Annotated in this window: 18 protein-coding genes, 1 rRNA gene and 1 riboswitch; of the genes, 14 read left to right on the plus strand and 5 right to left on the minus strand. The window is 68.9% G+C overall.

The features are described 5' to 3' along the window. From rrf to ABZ833_RS18180, 11 genes are all read left to right on the plus strand, one after another. A 5S ribosomal RNA gene (gene rrf / locus ABZ833_RS18130) occupies positions 1–94 on the plus strand; the annotation flags it as partial. Positions 95–267: 173 nt separating this feature from the next. After that, positions 268–876, plus strand: a complete 609-nt coding sequence (locus ABZ833_RS18135; RefSeq protein ID WP_249591227.1) for a CDP-alcohol phosphatidyltransferase family protein — start codon at positions 268–270, stop codon at positions 874–876. Between the two features lie 113 nt (positions 877–989). Then, a complete protein-coding gene (locus ABZ833_RS18140) occupies positions 990–3485 on the plus strand; it encodes a mannose-1-phosphate guanyltransferase (RefSeq protein WP_361047571.1) in 2496 nt (831 codons plus the stop codon). 89 nt (positions 3486–3574) lie between these two features. After that, complete coding sequence (locus tag ABZ833_RS18145) at positions 3575–4474, plus strand: DUF881 domain-containing protein (RefSeq protein WP_361047574.1); 900 nt, start codon at positions 3575–3577, stop codon at positions 4472–4474. Then, positions 4471–4803: a small basic family protein gene (locus ABZ833_RS18150; protein WP_030794354.1), complete on the plus strand. Its 333-nt coding sequence runs from the start codon at positions 4471–4473 to the stop codon at positions 4801–4803. Before ABZ833_RS18145 ends, ABZ833_RS18150 begins: the two co-directional genes overlap by 4 nt. A 5-nt stretch (positions 4804–4808) precedes the next feature. Next, positions 4809–5699, plus strand: a complete 891-nt coding sequence (locus ABZ833_RS18155; RefSeq protein WP_361047578.1) for a DUF881 domain-containing protein — start codon at positions 4809–4811, stop codon at positions 5697–5699. Between the two features lie 82 nt (positions 5700–5781). Then, entirely contained in the window at positions 5782–6759 is a 978-nt protein-coding gene (locus ABZ833_RS18160; RefSeq protein ID WP_361048719.1) for an FHA domain-containing protein, read from the plus strand. Positions 6760–6775: 16 nt separating this feature from the next. After that, on the plus strand, positions 6776–7519 hold the full coding sequence (locus ABZ833_RS18165) for a MerR family transcriptional regulator (protein WP_361047581.1): 744 nt from the start codon (positions 6776–6778) through the stop codon (positions 7517–7519). Positions 7520–7572: 53 nt separating this feature from the next. After that, positions 7573–8046 carry a bifunctional nuclease family protein gene (locus ABZ833_RS18170; protein WP_006123076.1) on the plus strand — a complete coding sequence of 158 codons (474 nt, stop codon included), beginning with the start codon at positions 7573–7575 and terminating at the stop codon, positions 8044–8046. Between the two features lie 172 nt (positions 8047–8218). Then, positions 8219–8842 (plus strand): MerR family transcriptional regulator, encoded by a 624-nt coding sequence (locus ABZ833_RS18175; protein ID WP_361047584.1) that lies wholly within the window; start codon positions 8219–8221, stop codon positions 8840–8842. A 72-nt stretch (positions 8843–8914) separates the two neighbouring features. Then, positions 8915–10342 (plus strand): DNA polymerase IV, encoded by a 1428-nt coding sequence (locus tag ABZ833_RS18180; RefSeq protein ID WP_361047587.1) that lies wholly within the window; start codon positions 8915–8917, stop codon positions 10340–10342. Positions 10343–10389: 47 nt separating this feature from the next. Here the strand turns inward: ABZ833_RS18180 and ABZ833_RS18185 are convergent, their stop codons facing one another. Next, positions 10390–10770, minus strand: a complete 381-nt coding sequence (locus ABZ833_RS18185; RefSeq protein WP_361047590.1) for a PRC-barrel domain-containing protein — start codon at positions 10768–10770, stop codon at positions 10390–10392. A 144-nt stretch (positions 10771–10914) separates the two neighbouring features. Continuing rightward, positions 10915–11012, plus strand: a riboswitch (glycine riboswitch). Between the two features lie 197 nt (positions 11013–11209). Between ABZ833_RS18185 and gcvP the strand changes: the two genes are divergently transcribed. Beyond that, the gene (gene gcvP, locus ABZ833_RS18190) at positions 11210–14095 is read left to right on the plus strand and encodes an aminomethyl-transferring glycine dehydrogenase (RefSeq protein WP_361047593.1); all 2886 of its coding nucleotides are present in this window, start codon (positions 11210–11212) and stop codon (positions 14093–14095) included. An 87-nt stretch (positions 14096–14182) separates the two neighbouring features. On the opposite strand, the gene ABZ833_RS18195 is transcribed toward gcvP, so the two are convergent. Both ABZ833_RS18195 and ABZ833_RS18200 read right to left on the minus strand, forming a co-directional pair. Beyond that, positions 14183–14389 (minus strand): DUF5999 family protein, encoded by a 207-nt coding sequence (locus tag ABZ833_RS18195; RefSeq protein WP_323178639.1) that lies wholly within the window; start codon positions 14387–14389, stop codon positions 14183–14185. A gap of 330 nt (positions 14390–14719) precedes the next feature. Then, positions 14720–15304 carry a hypothetical protein gene (locus ABZ833_RS18200; protein ID WP_361047597.1) on the minus strand — a complete coding sequence of 195 codons (585 nt, stop codon included), beginning with the start codon at positions 15302–15304 and terminating at the stop codon, positions 14720–14722. 496 nt (positions 15305–15800) lie between these two features. Here ABZ833_RS18200 and ABZ833_RS18205 point away from each other — a divergent pair, with 496 nt between their 5' ends. Further along, the gene (locus tag ABZ833_RS18205; protein ID WP_361047600.1) at positions 15801–17318 is read left to right on the plus strand and encodes a glutamate--cysteine ligase; all 1518 of its coding nucleotides are present in this window, start codon (positions 15801–15803) and stop codon (positions 17316–17318) included. Positions 17319–17329: 11 nt separating this feature from the next. On the opposite strand, the gene ABZ833_RS18210 is transcribed toward ABZ833_RS18205, so the two are convergent. Beyond that, positions 17330–19102 (minus strand): substrate-binding and VWA domain-containing protein, encoded by a 1773-nt coding sequence (locus ABZ833_RS18210; protein ID WP_361047602.1) that lies wholly within the window; start codon positions 19100–19102, stop codon positions 17330–17332. Between the two features lie 166 nt (positions 19103–19268). Here ABZ833_RS18210 and ABZ833_RS18215 point away from each other — a divergent pair, with 166 nt between their 5' ends. Next, the gene (locus tag ABZ833_RS18215; RefSeq protein ID WP_190084170.1) at positions 19269–20069 is read left to right on the plus strand and encodes a type II CAAX endopeptidase family protein; all 801 of its coding nucleotides are present in this window, start codon (positions 19269–19271) and stop codon (positions 20067–20069) included. 91 nt (positions 20070–20160) lie between these two features. Here the strand turns inward: ABZ833_RS18215 and ABZ833_RS18220 are convergent, their stop codons facing one another. After that, entirely contained in the window at positions 20161–20982 is an 822-nt protein-coding gene (locus ABZ833_RS18220) for a PhzF family phenazine biosynthesis protein (RefSeq protein ID WP_361047605.1), read from the minus strand. Positions 20983–21113: the final 131 nt, after the last annotated feature.

Consider the following 21113-nt stretch of genomic DNA (forward strand, 5'->3'; position numbering starts at 1 on the left):
AACGCCCGGTTACATTCCGAACCCGGAAGCTAAGCCTCACAGCGCCGATGGTACTGCAGGGGGGACCCTGTGGGAGAGTAGGACGCCGCCGAACTCAATTTATAGCCGTGGTCCCTGGACTTTATTGTCCAGGGACCACGGCTTTTTGTGTTTCTGGATCTTTTCCGGGGCCTTTCTGGGCCTTGGCTACCCCTCTGCACCGCCGGCTGACAACTGAGGGTAAGGTCAGGGGGCATCATCGGCTCGTTTCCCACAGGAGGCCCCCGGGTGGAGGTCCAGGAGACTCGCGTCCAGACGGACCGAGTCCTCACCATCCCGAACATCCTCAGCATGGCGCGTCTCCTTGGCGTACCCCTCTTCCTGTGGTTGATCCTCAGGCCGGAGTTCGGCGGTCCCAAGAGTGACCACTGGGCGCTGCTGGTGCTGATGCTGAGCGGCATCAGTGACTATCTCGACGGCAAGCTGGCCCGCCGCTGGAATCAGATCAGCAACCTTGGGCGGTTGCTCGACCCTGCGGCCGACCGGCTCTATATTTTGTCGACATTGCTCGGGCTCACGTGGCGGGAGATTCTTCCGCTGTGGCTGACCGCGGTGCTGCTCCTGCGGGAGCTGGTTCTGCTGGTGATGGTCGGGATCCTCAGGCGTCACGGCTATCCGCCGCCTCAGGTGAACTTCCTGGGCAAGGCCGCCACCTTCAACCTGATGTACGCCTTTCCACTACTGCTCCTCAGCGACGGAAGTGGCTGGATCAGCACTCTCGCTGCTATTTTCGGATGGGCGTTCGCAGGATGGGGTACAACTCTGTACTGGTGGGCAGGGATCCTCTACGTGGTTCAGGTCCGCCGACTTGTCCGTGCGGACGCCACGGCCGATTGAGCTTGCCGATTCGGCAGCTGTAGAGGCTTGCAGTCCCGTAAGTGACATATACGGGCCTATTTTGGCGGGCTAAGTCGGCTAGATCGTCGTCTATTGAGGAGGACGCTTCCGACATGAAGGCCGTCGTAATGGCCGGAGGCGAAGGCACGCGCCTTCGCCCTATGACCTCGAGCATGCCCAAGCCGCTCCTGCCTGTGGCCAACAGGCCCATCATGGAGCACGTGCTGCGGCTGCTCAAGAGGCATGGGCTCACCGAGACCGTAGTAACAGTCCAGTTCTTGGCTTCCCTGGTCAAGAATTACTTCGGCGATGGTGAAGAGCTCGGAATGGAGCTCACCTATGCCAATGAGGAGAAGCCACTCGGTACTGCCGGGAGTGTGAAGAACGCCGAGGAAGCGTTGAAGGATGATGCGTTCCTCGTGATCTCCGGTGATGCTCTGACAGATTTCGATCTGACCGAGCTCATCAACTTCCACAAGGAGAAGGGCGCGCTTGTCACCGTCTGCCTGACGCGCGTTCCCAATCCGCTGGAATTCGGCATCACCATCGTGGACGAAGAAGGAAAGGTCGAGCGCTTCCTGGAGAAGCCGACCTGGGGGCAAGTCTTCTCCGACACGGTGAACACGGGCATCTACGTAATGGAGCCCGAGGTCTTCGACTATGTCGACGCCGACGTGTCGGTGGACTGGTCCGGCGACGTCTTCCCCCAGCTCATGAAGGAAGGCAAGCCCGTCTACGGGTACATCGCCGAGGGCTATTGGGAGGACGTCGGCACGCACGAGAGTTACGTCAAGGCTCAGGCCGACGTGCTGGAGCGCAAGGTCGACGTCGAGCTCGACGGCTTCGAGATCTCGCCCGGTGTGTGGGTCGCCGAAGGCGCCGAGGTGCACCCGGACGCCACGCTGCGCGGGCCGCTCTACATCGGTGACTACGCGAAGGTCGAGGCCGACGCCGAGATCCGTGAGCACACGGTGGTGGGCTCGAACGTAGTGGTCAAGACGGGTGCGTTCCTGCACAGGGCCGTCGTGCACGACAACGTCTACATCGGCCAGCACAGCAACCTGCGGGGCTGTGTCATCGGCAGGAACACCGACATCATGCGGGCCGCCCGCATCGAGGACGGTGCCGTCATCGGCGACGAGTGCCTCGTCGGTGAGGAATCGATTATCCAGGGCAATGTCCGGGTCTACCCGTTCAAGACGATCGAGGCCGGCGCGTTCGTCAACACCTCTGTCATCTGGGAGTCCCGGGGCCAGGCCCATCTCTTCGGTGCGCGCGGGGTCTCCGGGATCTTGAACGTGGAGATCACGCCGGAGCTCGCGGTGCGGCTCGCGGGGGCGTACGCCACGACCCTCAAGAAGGGCTCGACCGTCACCACCGCCCGTGACCATTCGCGAGGCGCCCGTGCGCTGAAGCGAGCGGTCATCTCGGCCTTGCAGGCCAGCGCCATCGACGTACGAGACCTGGAGAACGTACCGCTGCCCGTGGCGCGGCAGCAGACGGCTCGGGGCAGTGCCGGCGGGATCATGATCCGGACGACGCCAGGGGTTCCGGACTCCGTCGACATCATGTTCTTCGACGCGCGCGGGGCCGACCTGTCGCAGGGGAGCCAGCGCAAGCTGGACCGGGTGTACGCGCGCCAGGAGTACCGGCGGGCCTTTCCCGGGGAGATCGGGGACCTGCACTTCCCGTCCAGCGTCTTCGACTCCTACACCGGTTCGCTGCTGCGCAACGTCGACACGACAGGTGTGGCCGAGTCCGACCTGAAGGTGGTCGTCGACGCCTCCAACGGAAGCGCGGGCCTCGTGCTGCCGAGCCTCCTCGGGCGGCTGGGTGTCGACGCGCTGACCATCAATCCGGGTCTCGACGAGTCGCGTCCGACCGAGACCCGTGAAGCGCGCAGGTCGGGACTGGTGCGGCTGGGCGAGATGGTGGCCTCGTCGCGTGCCGACTTCGGTGTGCGGTTCGACCCTGTGGGCGAGCGGCTTTCGCTCGTCGACGAGAAGGGGCGGATCATCGAGGACGACCGCGCGCTGCTCGTCATGCTCGATCTGGTCGCCGCGGAACGCCGCAGTGGGCGGGTCGCGCTGCCGGTGACGACGACGCGCATCGGCGAGCAGGTGGCCGCGTACCACGGGACCCAGGTCGACTGGACGACGACGTCGCCCGACGATCTGACGCGCGTGGGGCGTGACGAGTCGACGATCTTCGGTGGAGACGGCCGGGGCGGATTCATCATCCCGGAGTTCAGCAGCGTCTTCGACGGTACGGCCGCCTTTGTGCGGCTCATCGGCCTGGTGGCGCGGACGCAGCTCACGCTGAGCCAGATCGACGCGCGCATCCCGCGCGCCCATGTCCTGAAGCGGGATCTTGCGACGCCGTGGGCGGTCAAGGGGCTCGTGATGCGGACCGTGGTCGAGGCGGCGGGGGAGCGGTCGGTGGACACGACCGATGGCGTCCGGGTCGTGGAGACCGATGGCCGGTGGGTGCTGGTGCTGCCGGACCCCGCCGAGGCCGTCACCCATTTGTGGGCCGAGGGGCCCGACGACGCCTCCGCCCAGGCGTTGCTCGACGAGTGGTCCGCCGTGGTGGACAGCGCCGGTCGCTGACCGGTGGCGTGGGCCGGACGGCACCCGTGAGAGGTGCTGTCCGGCACGCCGGTGGGGCCATTCGGAGGTAACGCCCGCGACGTGCGACGATGTGCGGCATGCCGCAGCAGCCCCCCGTTCGGAGCACCCCCTCGCGCCCCCGGCGCCCGGACGCCTCCATGTCGCTGCTGACCACGGTCATGGACCACAGTCTGGACGAGGGGTACGCCGAGGCGGCGGCCCGCAAGAAGGCCAAAGGCGCCTCTGGAGTGCCGCGTCCCCTTCGGGCGAAGCTCGGCCTCGCACTCGGACTTGTGCTCGCGGCCCTGGTGGTCACGGTGGGAGCCGCGCAGGCGCGGATAGCGGCTCCGGTCGTCGCCAAGGAGCGCGCGGAGCTCATCGACCGCATCGAGTCGGCGACCTCGGACGCCGACGAGCTCGAAGGTGACGTCGAGACGCTCCGCGACGACGTGGGCGAACGGCAGCGCGAGGCACTGAAGAAACACGGGGGAAGCCAGGGCGAGTTGGTGTCCCTGCTCTCCGGTGCCACCAAGGTCCACGGCCGCGGTGTGAAGCTTGTGGTGGACGACGCCAAGGAAGCCGACCAGGGCGGGGGCGGGCCGCGGGAGAGCGCGGGGTTCTCCGACACCGGACGGGTGCGCGACCGTGACATGCAGCGGGTCGTCAACGGCCTGTGGCAGTCCGGCGCGGAGGCGATCGCCATCAACGACCAGCGGCTGACGGCCCTGTCGGCGATCAGGGCCGCGGGTGACGCGATACTGGTCGACAACAAGCCGCTGGTACCGCCGTATACGGTGCTTGCCGTGGGTGACGGGCAGCGCTTGAGCACGAGATTCCAGAACAGTCGCGACGGTCAGTATCTGCATGCTCTGCAGGAGAACTTCGGCGTACGGACCAGCATTTCCGTCCACGAAGACGTCCGACTGCCGGCAGCACCGAGTGTGACCGTACGTACAGCAGAGCCGAAGGCAGGAAAGGGCACATCGTGATCGCCGTACTGGGCCTCGTCGTGGGAGTCGTGGCCGGATTGTTGGTCCGGCCCGAGGTTCCGGCCGTGGTCGAGCCGTACCTTCCGATCGCCGTGGTGGCGGCACTGGACGCGGTGTTCGGAGGCCTGCGCGCGATGCTCGACGGGATCTTCGACGACAAGGTCTTCGTGGTGTCGTTCCTCTCGAACGTGGTCGTGGCCGCCCTGATCGTGTTCCTGGGCGACAAGTTGGGCGTGGGCGCGCAGCTCTCCACCGGTGTCGTGGTGGTGCTCGGCATCCGGATCTTCTCCAACGCCGCCGCCATCCGCCGACACATCTTCAGGGCGTGACGCGGATGGGTACGGACGAGACGCCCGGGGGCGAGAACCGGGGCAACCGGGGCAAGGAGCTTCCCGCCGAGGTGCATGGCGCCGCGCCGGCGGAGCCCGTGCGGGGACCGGTGCCCGAGCCGGACGAACAGCAGGACAAGCAGCAGGACGAGCAGCAGGACGAGCAGGCGCCGCTCAGCGGCCGTCAGCGGCTCGCGGAGGGGCTCTGGCCGCCTCGCGTCACGCGCCCCCAACTCATCGTCGCCCTGCTGCTGTTCGTGCTGGGGCTCGGTCTGGCCATCCAGGTGCGGTCCAACAACGACAGCAGCGCGCTCCGCGGCGCACGTCAGGAAGATCTCGTACGCATCCTCGATGAACTGGATGACCGTACACAGCGTCTGGAAAGTGAGAAGCAGCGTCTAGAGGACCAGCGCACCGGGCTCGAGAACAGCTCGGACCAGGCCGAGGAGGCCCGCAAGCAGACGGTCGAGAAGGAACGTCAACTCGGCATTCTGGCGGGCACCGTGGCCGCGCAGGGTCCTGGCATCACGCTGACCATCGATGACAAGAAGGGTTCGGTTGAGGCGGACATGCTGCTCGACGCCATTCAGGAGCTGCGCGCCGCGGGTGCCGAGGCCATCCAGATCAATGACGTACGCGTAGTGGCCAACACCTATCTGTCGGATACGGACAGTGGTGGTGTCCGGGTGGACGGCCGCAAGGTCGGCAAGCCCTACCGGTTCAAGGTGATCGGCAAGCCGCAGGACCTCGAGCCGGCACTGAACATCCCAGGTGGCGTGGTGCAGACTCTGGAGAAGGAGCAGGCCACCGTCACCGTGACGCGAGCGGAGAAGATCGTGGTGGACGCCTTGCGAGCGGCGAAGCGGCCTGACTACGCTCGGTCGTCGTCCCAGTGAGGCGGGGGTGCATGGGGGCCGCCGGTCGAGGGCATGAGGTTGCGGGGGGTCGGCGCACCGTAAGCGTGGTGCGTGGTGGAAACTGTTTGGCGGATGCGGACGTTGTGAGGATGTCTGTGCTGCCGATGTACGCCGGTGTGTGCAATCAGGGTTCGTCCTGCCCCACGGGCGGGTCTGTTTCGGTCAAGGGGAATCGCCCGTGAAGTTGTTTGCGAAGTTGTTCGGCAAGAGCGCACGTGAGGACAGTGGCAACCCCGCCACTGCCCGGCACCGTGCCCCGCGCCATGGAGATGCCGAGGGATCCGAGGGGCAGGGCGCCGAGCGCCCGATGTTCCGTGACCAGGTCGGTGGGCCAGGCGGTGACATTTCGGGCGCGCAGGGCGCGTCGTCTGTTGACCCTGCCGGTCCGGGCCGCATAGGTTTCGGAGAACCGTCAACCTCAAGTACGGGTGGAGGGTTTCCCCCCGATCCGTACGCATCGAATGCCCCCGCGGGGCAGCCGCGGCAGGAGGATCCGTCCATGGCCCTGGTGTGTACGAGGTGCGGCAACCGCAACGCCGAGGCGAGCCGGTTCTGCTCCAACTGCGGCGCGCCGCTGCGGGCCGGGGCCGCGCCGGAGCGTCCCTCCGAGACGACCTCCACCATCTCCATCTCGGGCCTGGAGGCCTACGACGCAGAGGTGACGGGGCAGACCGCCTCGCCCGCCCTCTCGCCGGAGGCCCAGGCCGCCGTTGACGCACTGCCGCTCGGCTCCGCGCTCCTTGTGGTGCGCCGGGGTCCGAACTCGGGCAGCCGCTTCCTCCTGGACGGCGAGCTGACCACGGCGGGGCGTCACCCGCAGAGCGACATCTTCCTGGACGACGTGACCGTGTCGCGCCGCCACGTGGAGTTCCGTCGTCTCGGGGACGGTTCCTTCACCGTCGCCGACGTGGGCAGCCTCAACGGCACGTACGTCAATCGGGAGCGCATCGACTCGGTCGCGCTGTCGAACGGCGACGAGGTGCAGATCGGCAAGTACCGTCTGGTCTTCTACGCGAGCCAGCGGGGCATCGGTATCTGACCTGTCAGGAAGGTCCATGCTTCAAACACCGAGGGGCGGTGCCGGGAACGGCACCGCCGCCGAGGACCGTCGGCTGATGAGCATCGGCGCCGTGTTGAACGCGCTGCGTGACGAGTTTCCCGAGGTCACGATCTCCAAGATCCGCTTCCTGGAGTCGGAAGGGCTCATTGAGCCGGAGCGCACGCCGTCCGGCTACCGCAAGTTCAGCCCGCAGGACGTCGAGCGGCTCGGTCACGTCCTGCGGATGCAGCGGGACCACTATCTGCCGCTCAAGGTCATCCGGGAGCACCTGGACGCCCTGGAGCGCGGAGAACGGGCCCCTCTGCCCTCCCTGGGGCAGCCACGCGAGCCCGGTGACGCCTGGGGCGTGAGTGACGCCGATGAGCCCACCGCTGCCCGGGTGGGCCGTGCCGAGCTCCTCGCAGCCGCCGAGATCGACGCGGAGCAGCTCGCGGACTGGGAGACGTACGGGCTCATCGTGCCCTTGCCGGAGGGCGGTTACGACGCGGAGGCCGTCACCGTGGCCGCGCTCGTCGTCGAACTCGGGCGGTTCGGCATCGAACCCAGACATCTGCGCGCCATGAAGTCGGCAGCGGAACGCGAGGCCGGCCTCGTCGATCAGGTCGTGGCGCCGCTGCGCAGGCACCGTAATCCGCAGACCAGAGCCCATGCGGAAGCCCGTACGAAGGAACTCGCGGGGCTGACAGGAAAGCTGCATTCTGCACTGGTGCAGAGTGCGCTCGGAGTGCGGTTGCCCTGACTCAGGGGGTGCCCGACTACCCAAACCGGCCGGGCACGTCCTAGGGTTGCTGTGTGAACGAGCTCGACGTCGTAGGTGTCCGGGTGGAAATGCCCTCCAACCAACCGATCGTGCTCCTGCGTGAAGTGGGAGGCGATCGTTACCTCCCCATCTGGATCGGACCAGGTGAGGCGACCGCGATCGCCTTTGCACAGCAGGGGATGGCGCCCGCACGGCCGCTGACCCACGACCTGTTCAAGGACGTGCTGGAGGCGGTGGGACAGGAGCTCACCGAGGTGCGCATCACGGACCTCCGAGAAGGGGTCTTCTACGCGGAACTGGTCTTCGCCAGCGGAGTCGAGGTGAGCGCCCGGCCGTCCGACGCCATAGCGCTCGCCCTGCGCACCGGAACGCCGATCTACGGCAGCGACGGTGTCCTCGACGACGCGGGCATCGCCATTCCGGACGAGCAGGAGGACGAAGTGGAGAAGTTCCGCGAGTTCCTCGACCAGATCTCGCCCGAGGATTTCGGTACCAACAGCCAGTAGTCCGTCGCGTCCGAAGGGTCCCGGCGGACCATTCGGCAAGCCTTTCCCGGCGGCGCGGTACGGCAAACCACTCTTAGGGTGATTATCACTCGGCGTGCCGAGTGTGGCGATCGTTGACGAGCCCCTGGTGACTGCCTACCGTCGTGCAGGCAGGTCAAGGACGGAGGTCGGCGTGAGAAGCAGCGGCGACGGTACGGCGATGGGCGGTCCGTATCCGCTCACCAGCAGCGCGGCCGGTCACTCTCCGAAGAGGCCGATGGCGGTTCAGGGGAGCGGGGACGCCACGTCCGGACAGTCCGAACAGGAACAGATCGGTTACCGGGGGCCGACCGCGTGCGCGGCCGCCGGCATCACCTACCGACAGCTCGACTACTGGGCCCGTACGGGCCTCGTCGAGCCCAGTGTGCGGTCCGCGGGCGGGTCGGGGACCCAGCGGCTCTACAGCTTCCGGGACGTCGTCGTCCTGAAGATCGTGAAGCGGTTCCTCGACACGGGTGTGTCCTTGCAGAACATCCGGACCACGGTCCAGCATCTGCGCGACCGCGGTTTCCAGGATCTGGAGCGGATGACGCTCATGTGCGACGGCGCGACGGTCTACGAGTGCACGTCGCCCGACGAGGTCCACGATCTGCTCCAGGGCGGCCAGGGGGTCTTCGGGATCGCCGTGGGCGTCGTGTGGCGGGACGTGGAAGCGGCGCTCTCCCAGCTGCACGGGGAGCGGATCGACACCGGGGAGACGCTGGTGCGGCAGAACCCCGCCGACGAGCTCGCGAGGCGGCGCAACAGGGCCGTGTGAGGCAGCCGACGCCTCCGGTGCGGCGGTGGCGATCCCGGTGCGTTGTCAGTGGCGTAGGGCAGCATCAGAGGTGTGAGAACCGCGCCCACGATTCTGCATCTCGACATGGATGCCTTCTACGCGTCTGCCGAGCAGGCCGCGAAGCCGAGTCTGCGCGGGAAAGCCGTGGTGGTGGGCGGGCTCGGACCGCGGGGTGTGGTGGCCACGGCCTCGTACGAAGCGCGGAAGTTCGGAGTGCACTCGGCGATGCCCATGGGGCAGGCGCGGCGCCTGGCGCCCAATGCCGCCTACCTGGTGCCGCGCTTCGCGCTCTACCGCGACATCAGCGACCAGGTGATGGCGCTGCTGCGCGAGCTGTCGCCGCTGGTGGAGCCGCTCAGCCTGGACGAGGCCTTCGTCGACCTGGAGGCGGGCGGTGTGGCCGACGACCAGGCGTCGGCGCTTGCCGTGGGCGAGCGGTTGCGCGCGGACATCAAGGCGGTGACCGGGCTCGCGGGCTCGGTCGGGCTCGCCGCGTGCAAGATGCTGGCGAAGATCGCCTCGGAGGATGCCAAGCCGGACGGCCTGCGGCTCATAGTGCCGGGGACCGAGCGGGACCTGCTGGCGCCGATGTCGGTCCGGACCCTGCCCGGTGTCGGTCCTGCCACCGGGGACCATCTGCGGCGGGGCGGGATCATGACGGTCGGGGAGATCGCCGAGGCGGGCGAGGACGAGCTCGTCCGGCTCCTCGGGAAGTCGCACGGGAGCGCGCTGTACGCGATGGCGCTGGCGCGGGACGAGCGGCCCGTGGTGGCGGAGCGGGAGTCCAAGTCGGTCAGCGTCGAGGACACGTACGACGTGGACATCCATGACCGGGTACGCGTCAGGGGCGAGGTGGCGCGGCTCGCCGACCGCTGTGTGGAGCGGCTGCGGGCGGCAGGGCACTCGGGGCGGACCATCGTCCTGAAGGTCCGGCGCTTCGACTTCTCGACGCTGACGCGCTCCGAGACGCTGCGTGGGCCGACGGACGACCCTGGAGTGGTGCGGGAGGCCGCCGCGCGGCTGCTCGAGTCCGTGGACACCACCGGGGGCGTGCGGCTCCTTGGAGTGGGCGTCACGGGGCTCGCGGACTACACGCAGGAGGATCTCTTCGCGCAGGCCCAGGCCCAGGCCGAGGCCGAGGAGGCCATGGAGACGCAGCGGGAGGCCGAGGCTCAGGCGCAGGGGGAGCGGGCCGGGGAGGCTCCGGCGGAGGCCGTGGGCGAGGGCGAGGGCGAGACGGTGGAGGTGCCGGTCGCTCCGGCCGAGCGGCGGTGGGCCGCCGGGCACGATGTGCGGCATGCCGAGTACGGGCACGGGTGGGTGCAGGGCAGCGGCCTCGGGCGGGTCACGGTGCGTTTCGAGACGCCGGAGTCGTCGGTTCCGGGGCGGGTGCGGACGTTCCGTACGGATGATCCGGAGCTGGAGCCCGCGGAGCCCTTGCCGCTGGTGGCCTCTCCTGAGGCGTTGGAGCCGCGGTGACGGCGGTGCGCCTGCCGCCGCGGGCAATCGGGGGCGGCCGGTGAAGGTCAGGGCGTCTCCTGGCCCGCGATGTGGCCGAAGTCCTGGTCCGGTGGCGGTGGGGACTGCGGGGGCGTGATGTCCAGGCCGTAGTGGTGGTAGAGCTGGAGTTCCTGTTCGGGGGAGAGGTGGCGGCCCACGCCGAAATCGGGGGCGTCCTTGATCAGGGAGCGCTCGAAGGGGATGCACAGGGTGCCGTCGCTCCTGAGCTCGCTGGGCTCCAGGGGGACGAACGCGTCCCTGCTGAACAGACCGGTGCGTATGGCCGCCCACTCCGGGGCGCCGGTGGCGTCGTCGAGATAGACCTCGTCGATCGTGCCGATCTTCGCCCCGTTCCGGTCGAACGCCTTGCGGCCGATCAGGTTGCGCGGATCGATATCGGTCTGCACGGGCCCTCCAACTGGTCGAGGCTTGTCGAAGTGGGGCGTAACTCATCCTTGTTCGTTCGTAATCACTACGAAAGAGCACTTCGGGGCAGGCGGCCACTCGAGGGATCGGCCGTTGTCCTCGCTGGTAGGCTGGCGCTTGGCTGCTGACCCCGTGCGGGAGAGCTCTCCGGTGGAGACACCGGGGGCGCCGAAGGAGCAACTCCTCCCCGGAATCTCTCAGGCCCCTGTACCGCACGGACGAGGTCACTCTGGAAAGTAGGGCGGGCGTCGGGCGGGCACGTTCGAATCCCTTCCTCACCGACGGTGAAAGCCGGCACGGCGTCTCTCGCGAGGCACGGGCCGGTGAAACTCTCAGGTTGAGATGACAGAGGGGGAGGCCGTCCGGGTACCCGCGCCGTGGTGCCCCTCGCAGGTCGCGTCAGACCAGGAGGCCTCCGCAATGACCGCCACCCCTCGTATCCCGCTCTCACAGCTCGAGCAGGGCATTCCCTTCGAGCAGCGGCACATCGGTCCCGATGTGGAAGCACGGGCCAAGATGCTCGCGCAGGTCGGATACGGCTCGCTCGACGAGCTGACCGCCGCCGCCGTGCCGGATGTGATCAAGAACGCCGAGGCGCTGAACCTGCCCGGAGCGCGCACCGAGGCCGAGGTCCTGGCCGAGCTGCGCTCCCTCGCGGACCGCAACCAGGTGCTTGATTCCATGATCGGGCTCGGTTACTACGGGACCTTCACTCCGCCCGTGATCCTGCGGAACGTCATGGAGAACCCGGCGTGGTACACCGCTTACACGCCGTACCAGCCCGAGATCTCCCAGGGACGGCTCGAGGCGCTCCTCAACTTCCAGACCGTCGTCGCCGAGCTGACCGGGCTTCCGACCTCCGGTGCCTCGCTGCTCGACGAGGGGACCGCCGCCGCCGAGGCCATGGCCCTGTCGCGGCGCATGGGCAAGGTCAAGAACGGTGTCTTCCTCGTCGACGCCGACGCGCTGCCGCAGACCATCGCCGTCATCCAGACCCGCGCCGAGCCGACGGGTGTCGAGGTCGTCGTCGCCGATCTGAGCGAGGGCATTCCGGCCGAGGCCGCCGAGCGCGGTGTCGTCGGCGTACTGATCCAGTACCCCGGAGCCTCCGGCGCCGTACGCGACATCAAGCCCCTCATCGAGCAGGCGCACGAGATCGGCGCCATCGTCTCCGTCGCCGCCGACCTGCTGGCCCTGACGCTGCTCACCTCGCCCGGCGAGCTGGGCGCCGACATCGCCGTCGGCACCACGCAGCGCTTCGGCGTCCCGATGGGCTTCGGCGGCCCGCACGCCGGTTACATGGCGGTGCGCGAGAAGTTCGCGCGCAGCCTGCCCGGGCGGCTCGTCGGCGTCTCCGTCGACGCGGACGGCAACAAGGCCTACCGGCTCGCGCTGCAGACCCGTGAGCAGCACATCCGCCGCGAGAAGGCCACCAGCAACATCTGTACCGCTCAGGTGCTGCTCGCCGTGATGGCCGGAATGTACGCGGTCTACCACGGGCCCGAGGGCCTCAAGGCGATCGCGCGGCGCACCCACCGCTACGCCACCGTGCTCGCCGCGGGGCTCACCGCCGGCGGGGTCGAGGTCGTGCACGGTGCGTACTTCGACACCCTGACCGTGCGGGTGCCCGGCAAGGCCGAGGAGCTCGTCTCCGCGGCCCGCGAGGGCGGCGTCAACATCCACCAGATCGACGCCGACCACGTCTCCCTGGCCTGCGACGAGACCACCACGCGCAAGCAACTGACCGCGATCTGGACCGCGTTCGGGGTCGAGGCCGACATCGAGACGCTCGACGCGCAGACCGAGGACACGCTCCCCGGCGGTCTCCTGCGCTCCGACGACTACCTGACGCACCCCGTCTTCCACCAGTACCGCTCCGAGACCGCCATGCTGCGCTACCTGCGCAAGCTGGCCGACCGCGACTACGCGCTCGACCGCGGCATGATCCCGCTGGGCTCCTGCACCATGAAGCTCAACGCGACCACGGAGATGGAGCCGGTCACCTGGCCCGAGTTCGGCCAGCTGCACCCCTTCGCGCCCGCCCAGCAGGCGCAGGGCTATCTGACGCTCATCCGTGAGCTGGAGGAGCGGCTCGCCGAGGTCACCGGCTACGACAAGGTCTCCCTGCAGCCCAACGCCGGTTCGCAGGGCGAGCTTGCCGGACTGCTCGCCGTGCGCGGCTACCACCGCGCCAACGGCGACGCGCAGCGCACCGTCTGCCTCATCCCGTCCTCCGCGCACGGCACGAACGCCGCGAGCGCCGTGATGGCCGGCATGAAGGTCGTGGTCGTGAAGACCAGCGACGACGGCGAGATCGACATCGAGGACCTGCGCGCCAAGATCGAGAAGCACCGCGACGAGCTGTCCGTGCTCATGATCACCTACCCGTCCACGCACGGTGTGTTCGAGGAGCACGTCGCCGACATCTGCGCCCAGGTGCACGAGGCGGGCGGCCAGGTCTACGTCGACGGGGCCAACCTCAACGCCCTGGTGGGCCTCGCCCAGCCCGGCAAGTTCGGCGGCGACGTCTCGCACCTGAACCTGCACAAGACCTTCTGCATCCCGCACGGCGGCGGTGGCCCCGGCGTCGGTCCTGTCGGTGTGCGCGAGCACCTCGCTCCGTACCTGCCCAACCACCCGCTGCAGCCCGCCGCGGGCCCCGAGACGGGCGTCGGCCCGATCTCCGCCGCGCCGTGGGGCTCCGCGGGAATCCTGCCGATCTCCTGGGCGTACGTACGCCTCATGGGTGGCGAGGGCCTCAAGCGCGCCACGCAGGTCGCCGTGCTCTCCGCGAACTACATCGCCAAGCGCCTCGAGCCGCACTACCCGGTGCTCTACACCGGTCCCGGCGGGCTCGTCGCGCACGAGTGCATCATCGATCTGCGCCCGCTGAGCAAGGCGACCGGTGTCAGCGTCGACGACATCGCCAAGCGGCTCATCGACTACGGCTTCCACGCGCCGACCATGTCGTTCCCGGTCGCGGGGACGCTGATGATCGAGCCGACCGAGAGCGAGGACCTGGTCGAGATCGACCGGTTCTGCGAGGCGATGATCAACATCCGTGCCGAGATCGAGAAGGTCGGCGGCGAGTGGACGGCCGACGACAACCCGCTGCGCAACGCCCCGCACACCGCTGCCGCGCTCGGCGGTGAGTGGGAGCACGCCTACAGCCGCGAGGAGGCCGTCTTCCCGGCCGGTGTCGTGCCCGCGGACAAGTACTGGCCGCCGGTGCGCCGCGTCGACCAGGCGTACGGCGACCGGAATCTGGTCTGCTCCTGCCCGCCGCTGGATGCGTACGAGGACTGATATCGGGTCCCGAACATGCGTGGGGGCCGGTCCGGAGGTTGTTGCTCCGGGTCGGCCCCTTTGTTCTCTGTGCCGTGCGTCGCCGCGTCAGGCGGCGGTCATGATCTCGTCCGTGCCCAGTGGCCGGTGCGGAGCGATGATCTGGCCGTCCGGCAGCAGTTCACCGGTGTCCTCGAAGAGCAGGACGCCGTTGCACAGCAGGCTCCAGCCCTGCTCCGGGTGGCTCGCCGTGAGGAGCGCGGCTTCCCGGTCGGCGGAGTCGGCTGTCGGGCACGGTGGTTGGTGCTGGCACATGGAAGGGTTCTTTCGCTGCGATGTGATGGCTGTGACGTCTGCCTTGCGGCTCGATGCGGTGTTCATGGCCGCCCCCCGTTTAGTCGGTCCGGTCCCAGTGTTGCCCTACGGCAGTCAATCCGCAGGGATTTGGCTGCAGCGCTCCTTACTGCTTAATGACGTATCACCCGCCCGGACGGTTCAGCCCAACTGCACTGTCTCTTCGGGTGGTTCGGGGTGGTCATACCGGGCTAGTCCGTATGGGCATACGTACGCGCGTCCGTAGGGGCACAGGATGCGCCGAGCCCCGCGGCCGGGAACGGCGGCGGGGCACGTGAACGTACGGCGAGGTCAGGCGGGTGAGCCGAGCAGCGGTGCCGGGGTCATGCGGTGGGTGAGGACCTTGAGGAGCTCCGCGGCGCGGTGCGGGCGGTGTGCCGCGATGCCGGGAGGCGCGGGCGCCAGGGGCACGAGGATGTCGGAGGGCGCGAGGTGACCGCCCGAGCCGTCCGCCGTGCAGTCGCCGTGCAGCCAGAGTGTCAGCATGTAGAGCTCGGGTACGGACAACAGGCGGGGCTGGTAGGGCATCGGCATCGCCTCGGCATGGCGCAGGGCGCGCTCGGTGGACGCGATGTAGGGGCCCTCGAAGAAGTGGGAGAAGGTCCATCCGTCAGGTGTCAGCATCGTGTCCGCCGCGGCGACGGCTCGCTCGCCGGAGCGGATCAGGAAGCGCCACCCGGCGAGCCGGGTGGGCGATGTGCCCGACGGGCTGATCCGGTCAATCACGTGGACGGGCAACGGGAGTTCGGGGCTCGTCGGTCCCTGTGCGGCGCGCAGGGACGGAGTGCGGGCTTCGCGTACGGCGGTGGGTGAACCGAGTGCCGCGAGGACGCTGCGCAGGGCGGGCGCGGGAGCCGGGGGGACTTGCAGCGGCATGATGGGTCGCCTCTCTCATTCGACAGGCACGGTGGAACGAGGACAGGTGCGGACGTCGCTGTCTGCTCCGAAGTCAGAGGGGGCGGGGGCAGGGGACCGCGAGCGCCAACTCTCTGCCTCGTTCGCGGAGTTTATACGACACGTGTTCAGGCATTGTTTCGTCTAACCGCACCAGATATTGCCTGCAAGGCGTTATTCGGTCGCCATTTTGCGGGCTTCATCCCGATTCCGGATGAGCCCGGGCGTTTGACCTCGGCCCCCTTGTCAGGAGCGGTCGGCCGATTCTCATCGGTGTTTTTCACCAGGGTGCGGTGCGAGGATTCCCCGACGTCCGTTCATGCCTGGTGAATGTGCCGCACGGATCGTGCGTCGAGCGTACTGGGCCGGAGGCATGTGCGGGGCGTTATCGATCACATTGCAGGGCATCATCCTGGGCATCATCCACCGAGACGCAGCGGCCGGATCATTGGCTGCCCATCCGAGGAGGGACGCTTCGATGGGGGAGAAGGTCGTAGCAGGAACGTTTGACCTGGCTGAGCGGAGCCGGTACCGGGCCAAGCTCAGGGAGTGTCTCGCGGGGCTCCGGAGGCTGTTGGACGAGGAGCGGTTCGACCGGCCCAAGAACCTGATGGGTGTGGAGATAGAGCTGAATCTCGCGGGCCCCGACGGCATGCCGAGAATGCTGAATGCGGAAGTGCTGGAACGTATCGCGAGCCGCGACTTCCAGACGGAACTCGGAATGTTCAATCTTGAAGTCAATATCGCACCGCACCGATTGGGCGGACGCGTTCTCGACCGACTCGCGGAGGAGCTGCGCACCGGCCTCGCCTATGCCCACCGCAAAGCGAACGAGGTGAACGCGGGCATCGTGATGATCGGCATTCTGCCGACGCTCGCGCACCACGACCTGGTCTCGGGAAACCTCTCCGACGTCGACCGCTACGCGCTGCTCAACGACCAGATCGTGGCCGCGCGCGGCGAGGACTTCGTCCTGGACATCCAGGGCGTGGAGCGGCTGACCTGCACGTCGGGGTCGATCGCGCCCGAAGCGGCCTGCACATCCGTGCAGTTGCACCTCCAGGTCACGCCGGGCAGGTTCGCCGACGTGTGGAACGCGGCGCAGGCCGTCGCCGCCGCGCAGATCGCCGTCGGCGCCAACGCGCCGTTCCTGTTCGGGCGTGAGCTGTGGCGCGAGTCGCGGCCCCCGCTGTTCCTCCAGTCCACCGACACCCGCCCGCCCGAACTCCAGGCGCAGGGCGTGCGGCCGCGGACCTGGTTCGGGGAGCGCTGGATCAGCGACGCGTACGAGCTCTTCGAGGAGAACCTGCGCTACTTCCCCGCACTGCTTCCCCTCATGGACGACGAGAACCCGCTGGAGGTGCTCGACGACGGCCGGGTGCCGCAGCTCGGCGAACTCGTCCTGCACAACGGCACCGTGTACCGCTGGAACCGCCCCGTGTACGGCATCGCCGACGGCGTCCCGCACCTGCGCGTGGAGAACCGCGTCCTGCCCGCGGGCCCCACCGTCACCGACGTCATCGCCAACGCGGCCTTCTACTACGGCGTCGTACGCGCCCTGGCGGAGGAACCGAGGCCCGTGTGGACCCGGCTGCCCTTCGAGGCCGCAGCCGCCAACTTCGACACCGCCTGCCGCGACGGCATCGAGGCCCGTCTGCAGTGGCCCCGGCGCGGCCGGTACGGAGGCGTCGTCGAGGTGCCGGCGGTGGCTCTGGTGCGCGACGAGCTGCTGCCGCTCGCCGCGGCGGGGCTCGACGCGTGGGGCGTCGAGCCCGCCGACCGGGACTTCTATCTCGGCGTCATCGAGGAGCGGTGCAGGCGGCGGGTGAACGGGGCGTCCTGGCAGGCGGCGACGTACCACCAGGCCCTGGAGACCGGGCTCGAACGCGAGGACGCCCTCGCCGCGACCACCCGGCGCTATGCCGAGCTGATGCACGCGGGGGACCCGGTGCACACCTGGCCGGTGGGGCTGCCCGAACCGGCGGTGCTGAGCTGAGCTTTCAGGGCTCAGCCGTGGCTGCCCGCCTCCATGATGGCTTTGAGGATGACCGCGTGGATCTGGGCCGGGTCGTCGACCTGGTGACCTGATCCGCCGGTCGCCTCCGCGATCTGCACGACCTCCTCCTTGTCCGCGTTCGGGCCGACCGCGATGGCGATGAGCGGCACCGGGCGCTTGGGGTCGGAGAGGTTCTCCAGCTGCGAGACGAGATTGCTGCGCGAGAGGGATCCGGGGTCCTGGTTGGCGCCGTCCGTGAGCACCACGAGCGCGTTGAACTTGCCCTTCGCGTACGTGGACGTGGCTTCCTTGTACGCCGCCAGCGTGGTGTCGTACAGGCCGGTCGCGCCGCCCGGGATGGGCGCCAGGCCGCTGAAGGCCTCGGAGACCTTGTCCCGCTGGGTGCCGTCGCCCTTGCGGTCGCCGAGGCGCTGGGTCGGCACGAGCTTGCGGTAGTCACGCTTGCCGTCCAGGAGGGTGGCGAACTCCCAGAGGCCGATCTCGTCCTCGTCGGTGAACCCCGCGAGCGCCTGCAGGAGCGAGGACTTGGTGACCTCCATCCGGGTCTGGCCCCGGCCCGGCACGAACTCGCCCATGGAGTCCGAGACGTCGACGACCGTGCTGATCCTGGCGCTCTGGACGGTGATCGTCCACATGCCGAGCGTCTCCTGGAGCTCCTTCTCGGAGGGAGGCTCGCTCGGATCGTCGGAGTACGGCTGGGGGGTGCGGCCGCCGGCGGCCGTGACGAGCTTGGCCGAGGGGTCGTCGGTGCCGGTCCTGAAGCCGTGCTTCTCCAGGATCGCGCGCCCCTGCTCGTCGCCGAACAGGGTCATGAAGCGCAGGGCGGCCCGGCTCTGGTCCGTCGACAGCTCGTCCTCCTGGACCAGCGTGTACGGGTAGTCGAGGCGCGGCGATCCGTCCTTCGGATAGAACATGTCCAGGCTGTTCTCCTCGCCCGCCGAGGCGTTGTGCTCGAACGCGGCCTGCTCGGAGAGGATCAGCGCCTGATTGCGGCGCGGGTTGCCCTGCTCCGTGCCGGAGGAGTCGCGGGCCAGGGTGTCCAGGAGCTGGCCATCGCTGTCGGACGTGCGCGCGGACAGGGCCTTGGCCATCCCGGCGGCCTGGGTGTCGCCGTCCTTGCCGCCCGACTTCTTCGCCGACGTGCTCAGCTTGGCGAGCGCAAGCAGGCCGGTCGCGCTGCGGGCGGGATCGGCGGCGCCGAGCCGCAGCTTGTCGCCCTTCATCGCCGCGCCCGCCAACTCCGGCCAGTTGTACGTCTTCTTGGGCCAGCCCAGGCCTTCGGCGGCGGAAGGGACCATGGCCATGCCAACCGGGGACGAGGCTATGTTCCCCGCGGGCGACACCTTGGTCTGCTTGCCGCCCAGGCCGACGCGCTGGAGCCAGAGCTCGGAGTCCGGCACCCACACGTCGTAGCCGGGGTCGCCCGTGCCCGTGCGCAGCTGGTCGGCGACCTTGTACGAATCGCGGGCGGTGACCCGTACGTCGATGCACGAGCCGTCGGAGGAGACCTCCTTCTCGCGCGCGTCGTCGGCGGCCGTGCGCAGGGCGGGGGCGATGGCGGGGGCGGCCACGACGTCCACCCTCACCGCGTCGTCGCTGCACGAGCCGCCGAAGGTGAGCAGATCGCTGCGGACGGCGACCGCGGTGCCCGCGGCGACCGTCAGGACGAGCGCCGTCGCGATGGTCACCGTGCGGCCGCGGGCGCGTGGCCGTGGGTCGGGTGCGTCCGTCCCGTACTCATCGGGCAAGCTGTGACGTCCCATGGCGGTGGTGCCCCTCCTTGAACGATGAAGCAAGGAAAGAGGGGGTGGCATGACCGCAATCGGCGTCCGTCCCCCTCGGCCTGTCGCGCACGATCTTCGCAACTACATTCGAGACCCTAGCGGGGCGGGGATGGGGATGAGGCGGGATTACTCAACTGGAGGCGGAGTGCAAGCGGAGTCCGGGCCGTTGGCCGGTTCTTTTCGGGGCGAGGGGCCATCGCGAAGGATCCTCAGGGACGAGACACTGCTCGTCCTGGCGCTCTCGCTGGGCGCGAGCGGTGTGTCCGCGCTGATCAGCTTTGTCGGATCGGTCACCAGACCGGGTGGTCTCAAGGACCAGGCGGCGACCATGAATGCGTCGGCCGCTCCCGGGCGGCCATGGCTTGATCTCGCGTGGCAATTGTTCGGAATCACGACGGCGTTGGTGCCGGTGGCGCTGGTCGCGCACTTCCTGATCAGGGAGGGCGCCGGGCTGCGCACGATCGGCTTCGACCGGAGCCGGCCCTGGCCGGACCTGGGCCGCGGGGCGGCGATCGCGGCGGTGATCGGCAGCACCGGGATCGCCTTCTATCTGGCGGCGCGGGGGCTCGGGTTCAACCTGACGGTGGTGCCGGAGGACCTGCCCGACGTGTGGTGGAAGTACCCGGTGCTCGTGCTGTCCGCGGTGCAGAACGCGGTGCTCGAGGAAGTGATCGTCGTCGGCTATCTGCTGCGCAGGTTCGGGCAGTTGGGGTGGACGCCGATGGCCGCGCTGGTCGGGAGCTCGGTGCTGCGCGGCTCGTACCACCTCTACCAGGGCATCGGCGGTTTCATCGGCAACATGGCGATGGGGGTGGTCTTCGTGCTCCTGTACCGGCGGTGGGGGAGGGTCGGGCCGCTGGTGGTGGCCCATTCGCTGCTGGACATCGGGGCGTTCGTCGGATACGCGCTGCTCGCGGGGAAGGTGGGGTGGCTGCCCACGCCTTAGGCGGCGGGCGGGCGGGTGGTTCCTGGCGTCACTGTGGGGACGTACGACGGGGTCGTACGTCCCCACAGTGATGCCAGGCGCGTCCGGCGTGTCAGGCGTAGAGCTCGCCCTCGATGACGGTGACGGCGCGGCCCGTCAGGAGCGTGCGGTCGCCGCGCAGTTCGGTGCGGACGAGGCCGCTGCGGGCCGAGGCCTGCAGGCCGGTGAGCTCCGCGCGGCCGAGGCGCTGGGACCAGAAGGGGGCCAGGGCCGTGTGGGCGCTGCCGGTCACCGGGTCCTCGTCGATGCCGACGTTGGGGAAGAAGCACCGGGAGACGAAGTCGTAGCCGCGGGTGGGGTCTTCGGCGGGTGCGGTGGCGATGATGCCGCGCTCGGAGAACTCGGCGAGGGCCTTGTGGTCCGGGGTGAGGGAGCGCACCGTCTTCTCGTCCGCGAGCTCGACCAGCAGGTCACCGAGGCTCGCCCCGGCGTCGAACACGGCCAGCGGCTCGGCGCCGAGCGCCTGGGCCGCGCCGTCGGGAATCTTCGCCGGGGTGAGCGGGGCGGTGGGGAAGTCCATGGTGATGGTGCCGTCGGCGCGGGCGGTCGTGGTCAGGACGCCGCTGCGGGTGGCGAACCGTACGGGGCCGTCGGCGGTGCCGGTGACCTGGAGGACGTGGGCGGTGGCGAGCGTGGCGTGGCCGCAGAGGTCGACCTCGGTGGCGGGAGTGAACCACCGCAGCGCCCAGTCGGCTTCAGCGTCCGCGGGGAGGGGGTGGGCGAAGGCGGTCTCGGCGTGGTTGACCTCTGCGGCCACGTTCTGGAGCCAGGCGTCCTCGGGGAAGGCGTCGAGGAGGAGGACGCCTGCCGGGTTGCCCGCGAAGGGGCGGTCGGTGAAGGCGTCGACGATGCGGATGCGGTGAGAAGTCGGCATGTCGACGACGCTAGCGGGCCGATGCGGAGGTGGGACAAGGCCAATCGGGGGTTGGTGGCCCGACCCGTGGTGACGCGGCGCGGCTCGGCCGAGGTGTCGCCGACGTGCAGTCGACCGGTCCACCGCCCAGC

The sequence above is a fragment of the Streptomyces sp. NPDC047525 genome (assembly GCF_040643025.1).
Taxonomy (GTDB): domain Bacteria; phylum Actinomycetota; class Actinomycetes; order Streptomycetales; family Streptomycetaceae; genus Streptomyces; species Streptomyces durmitorensis.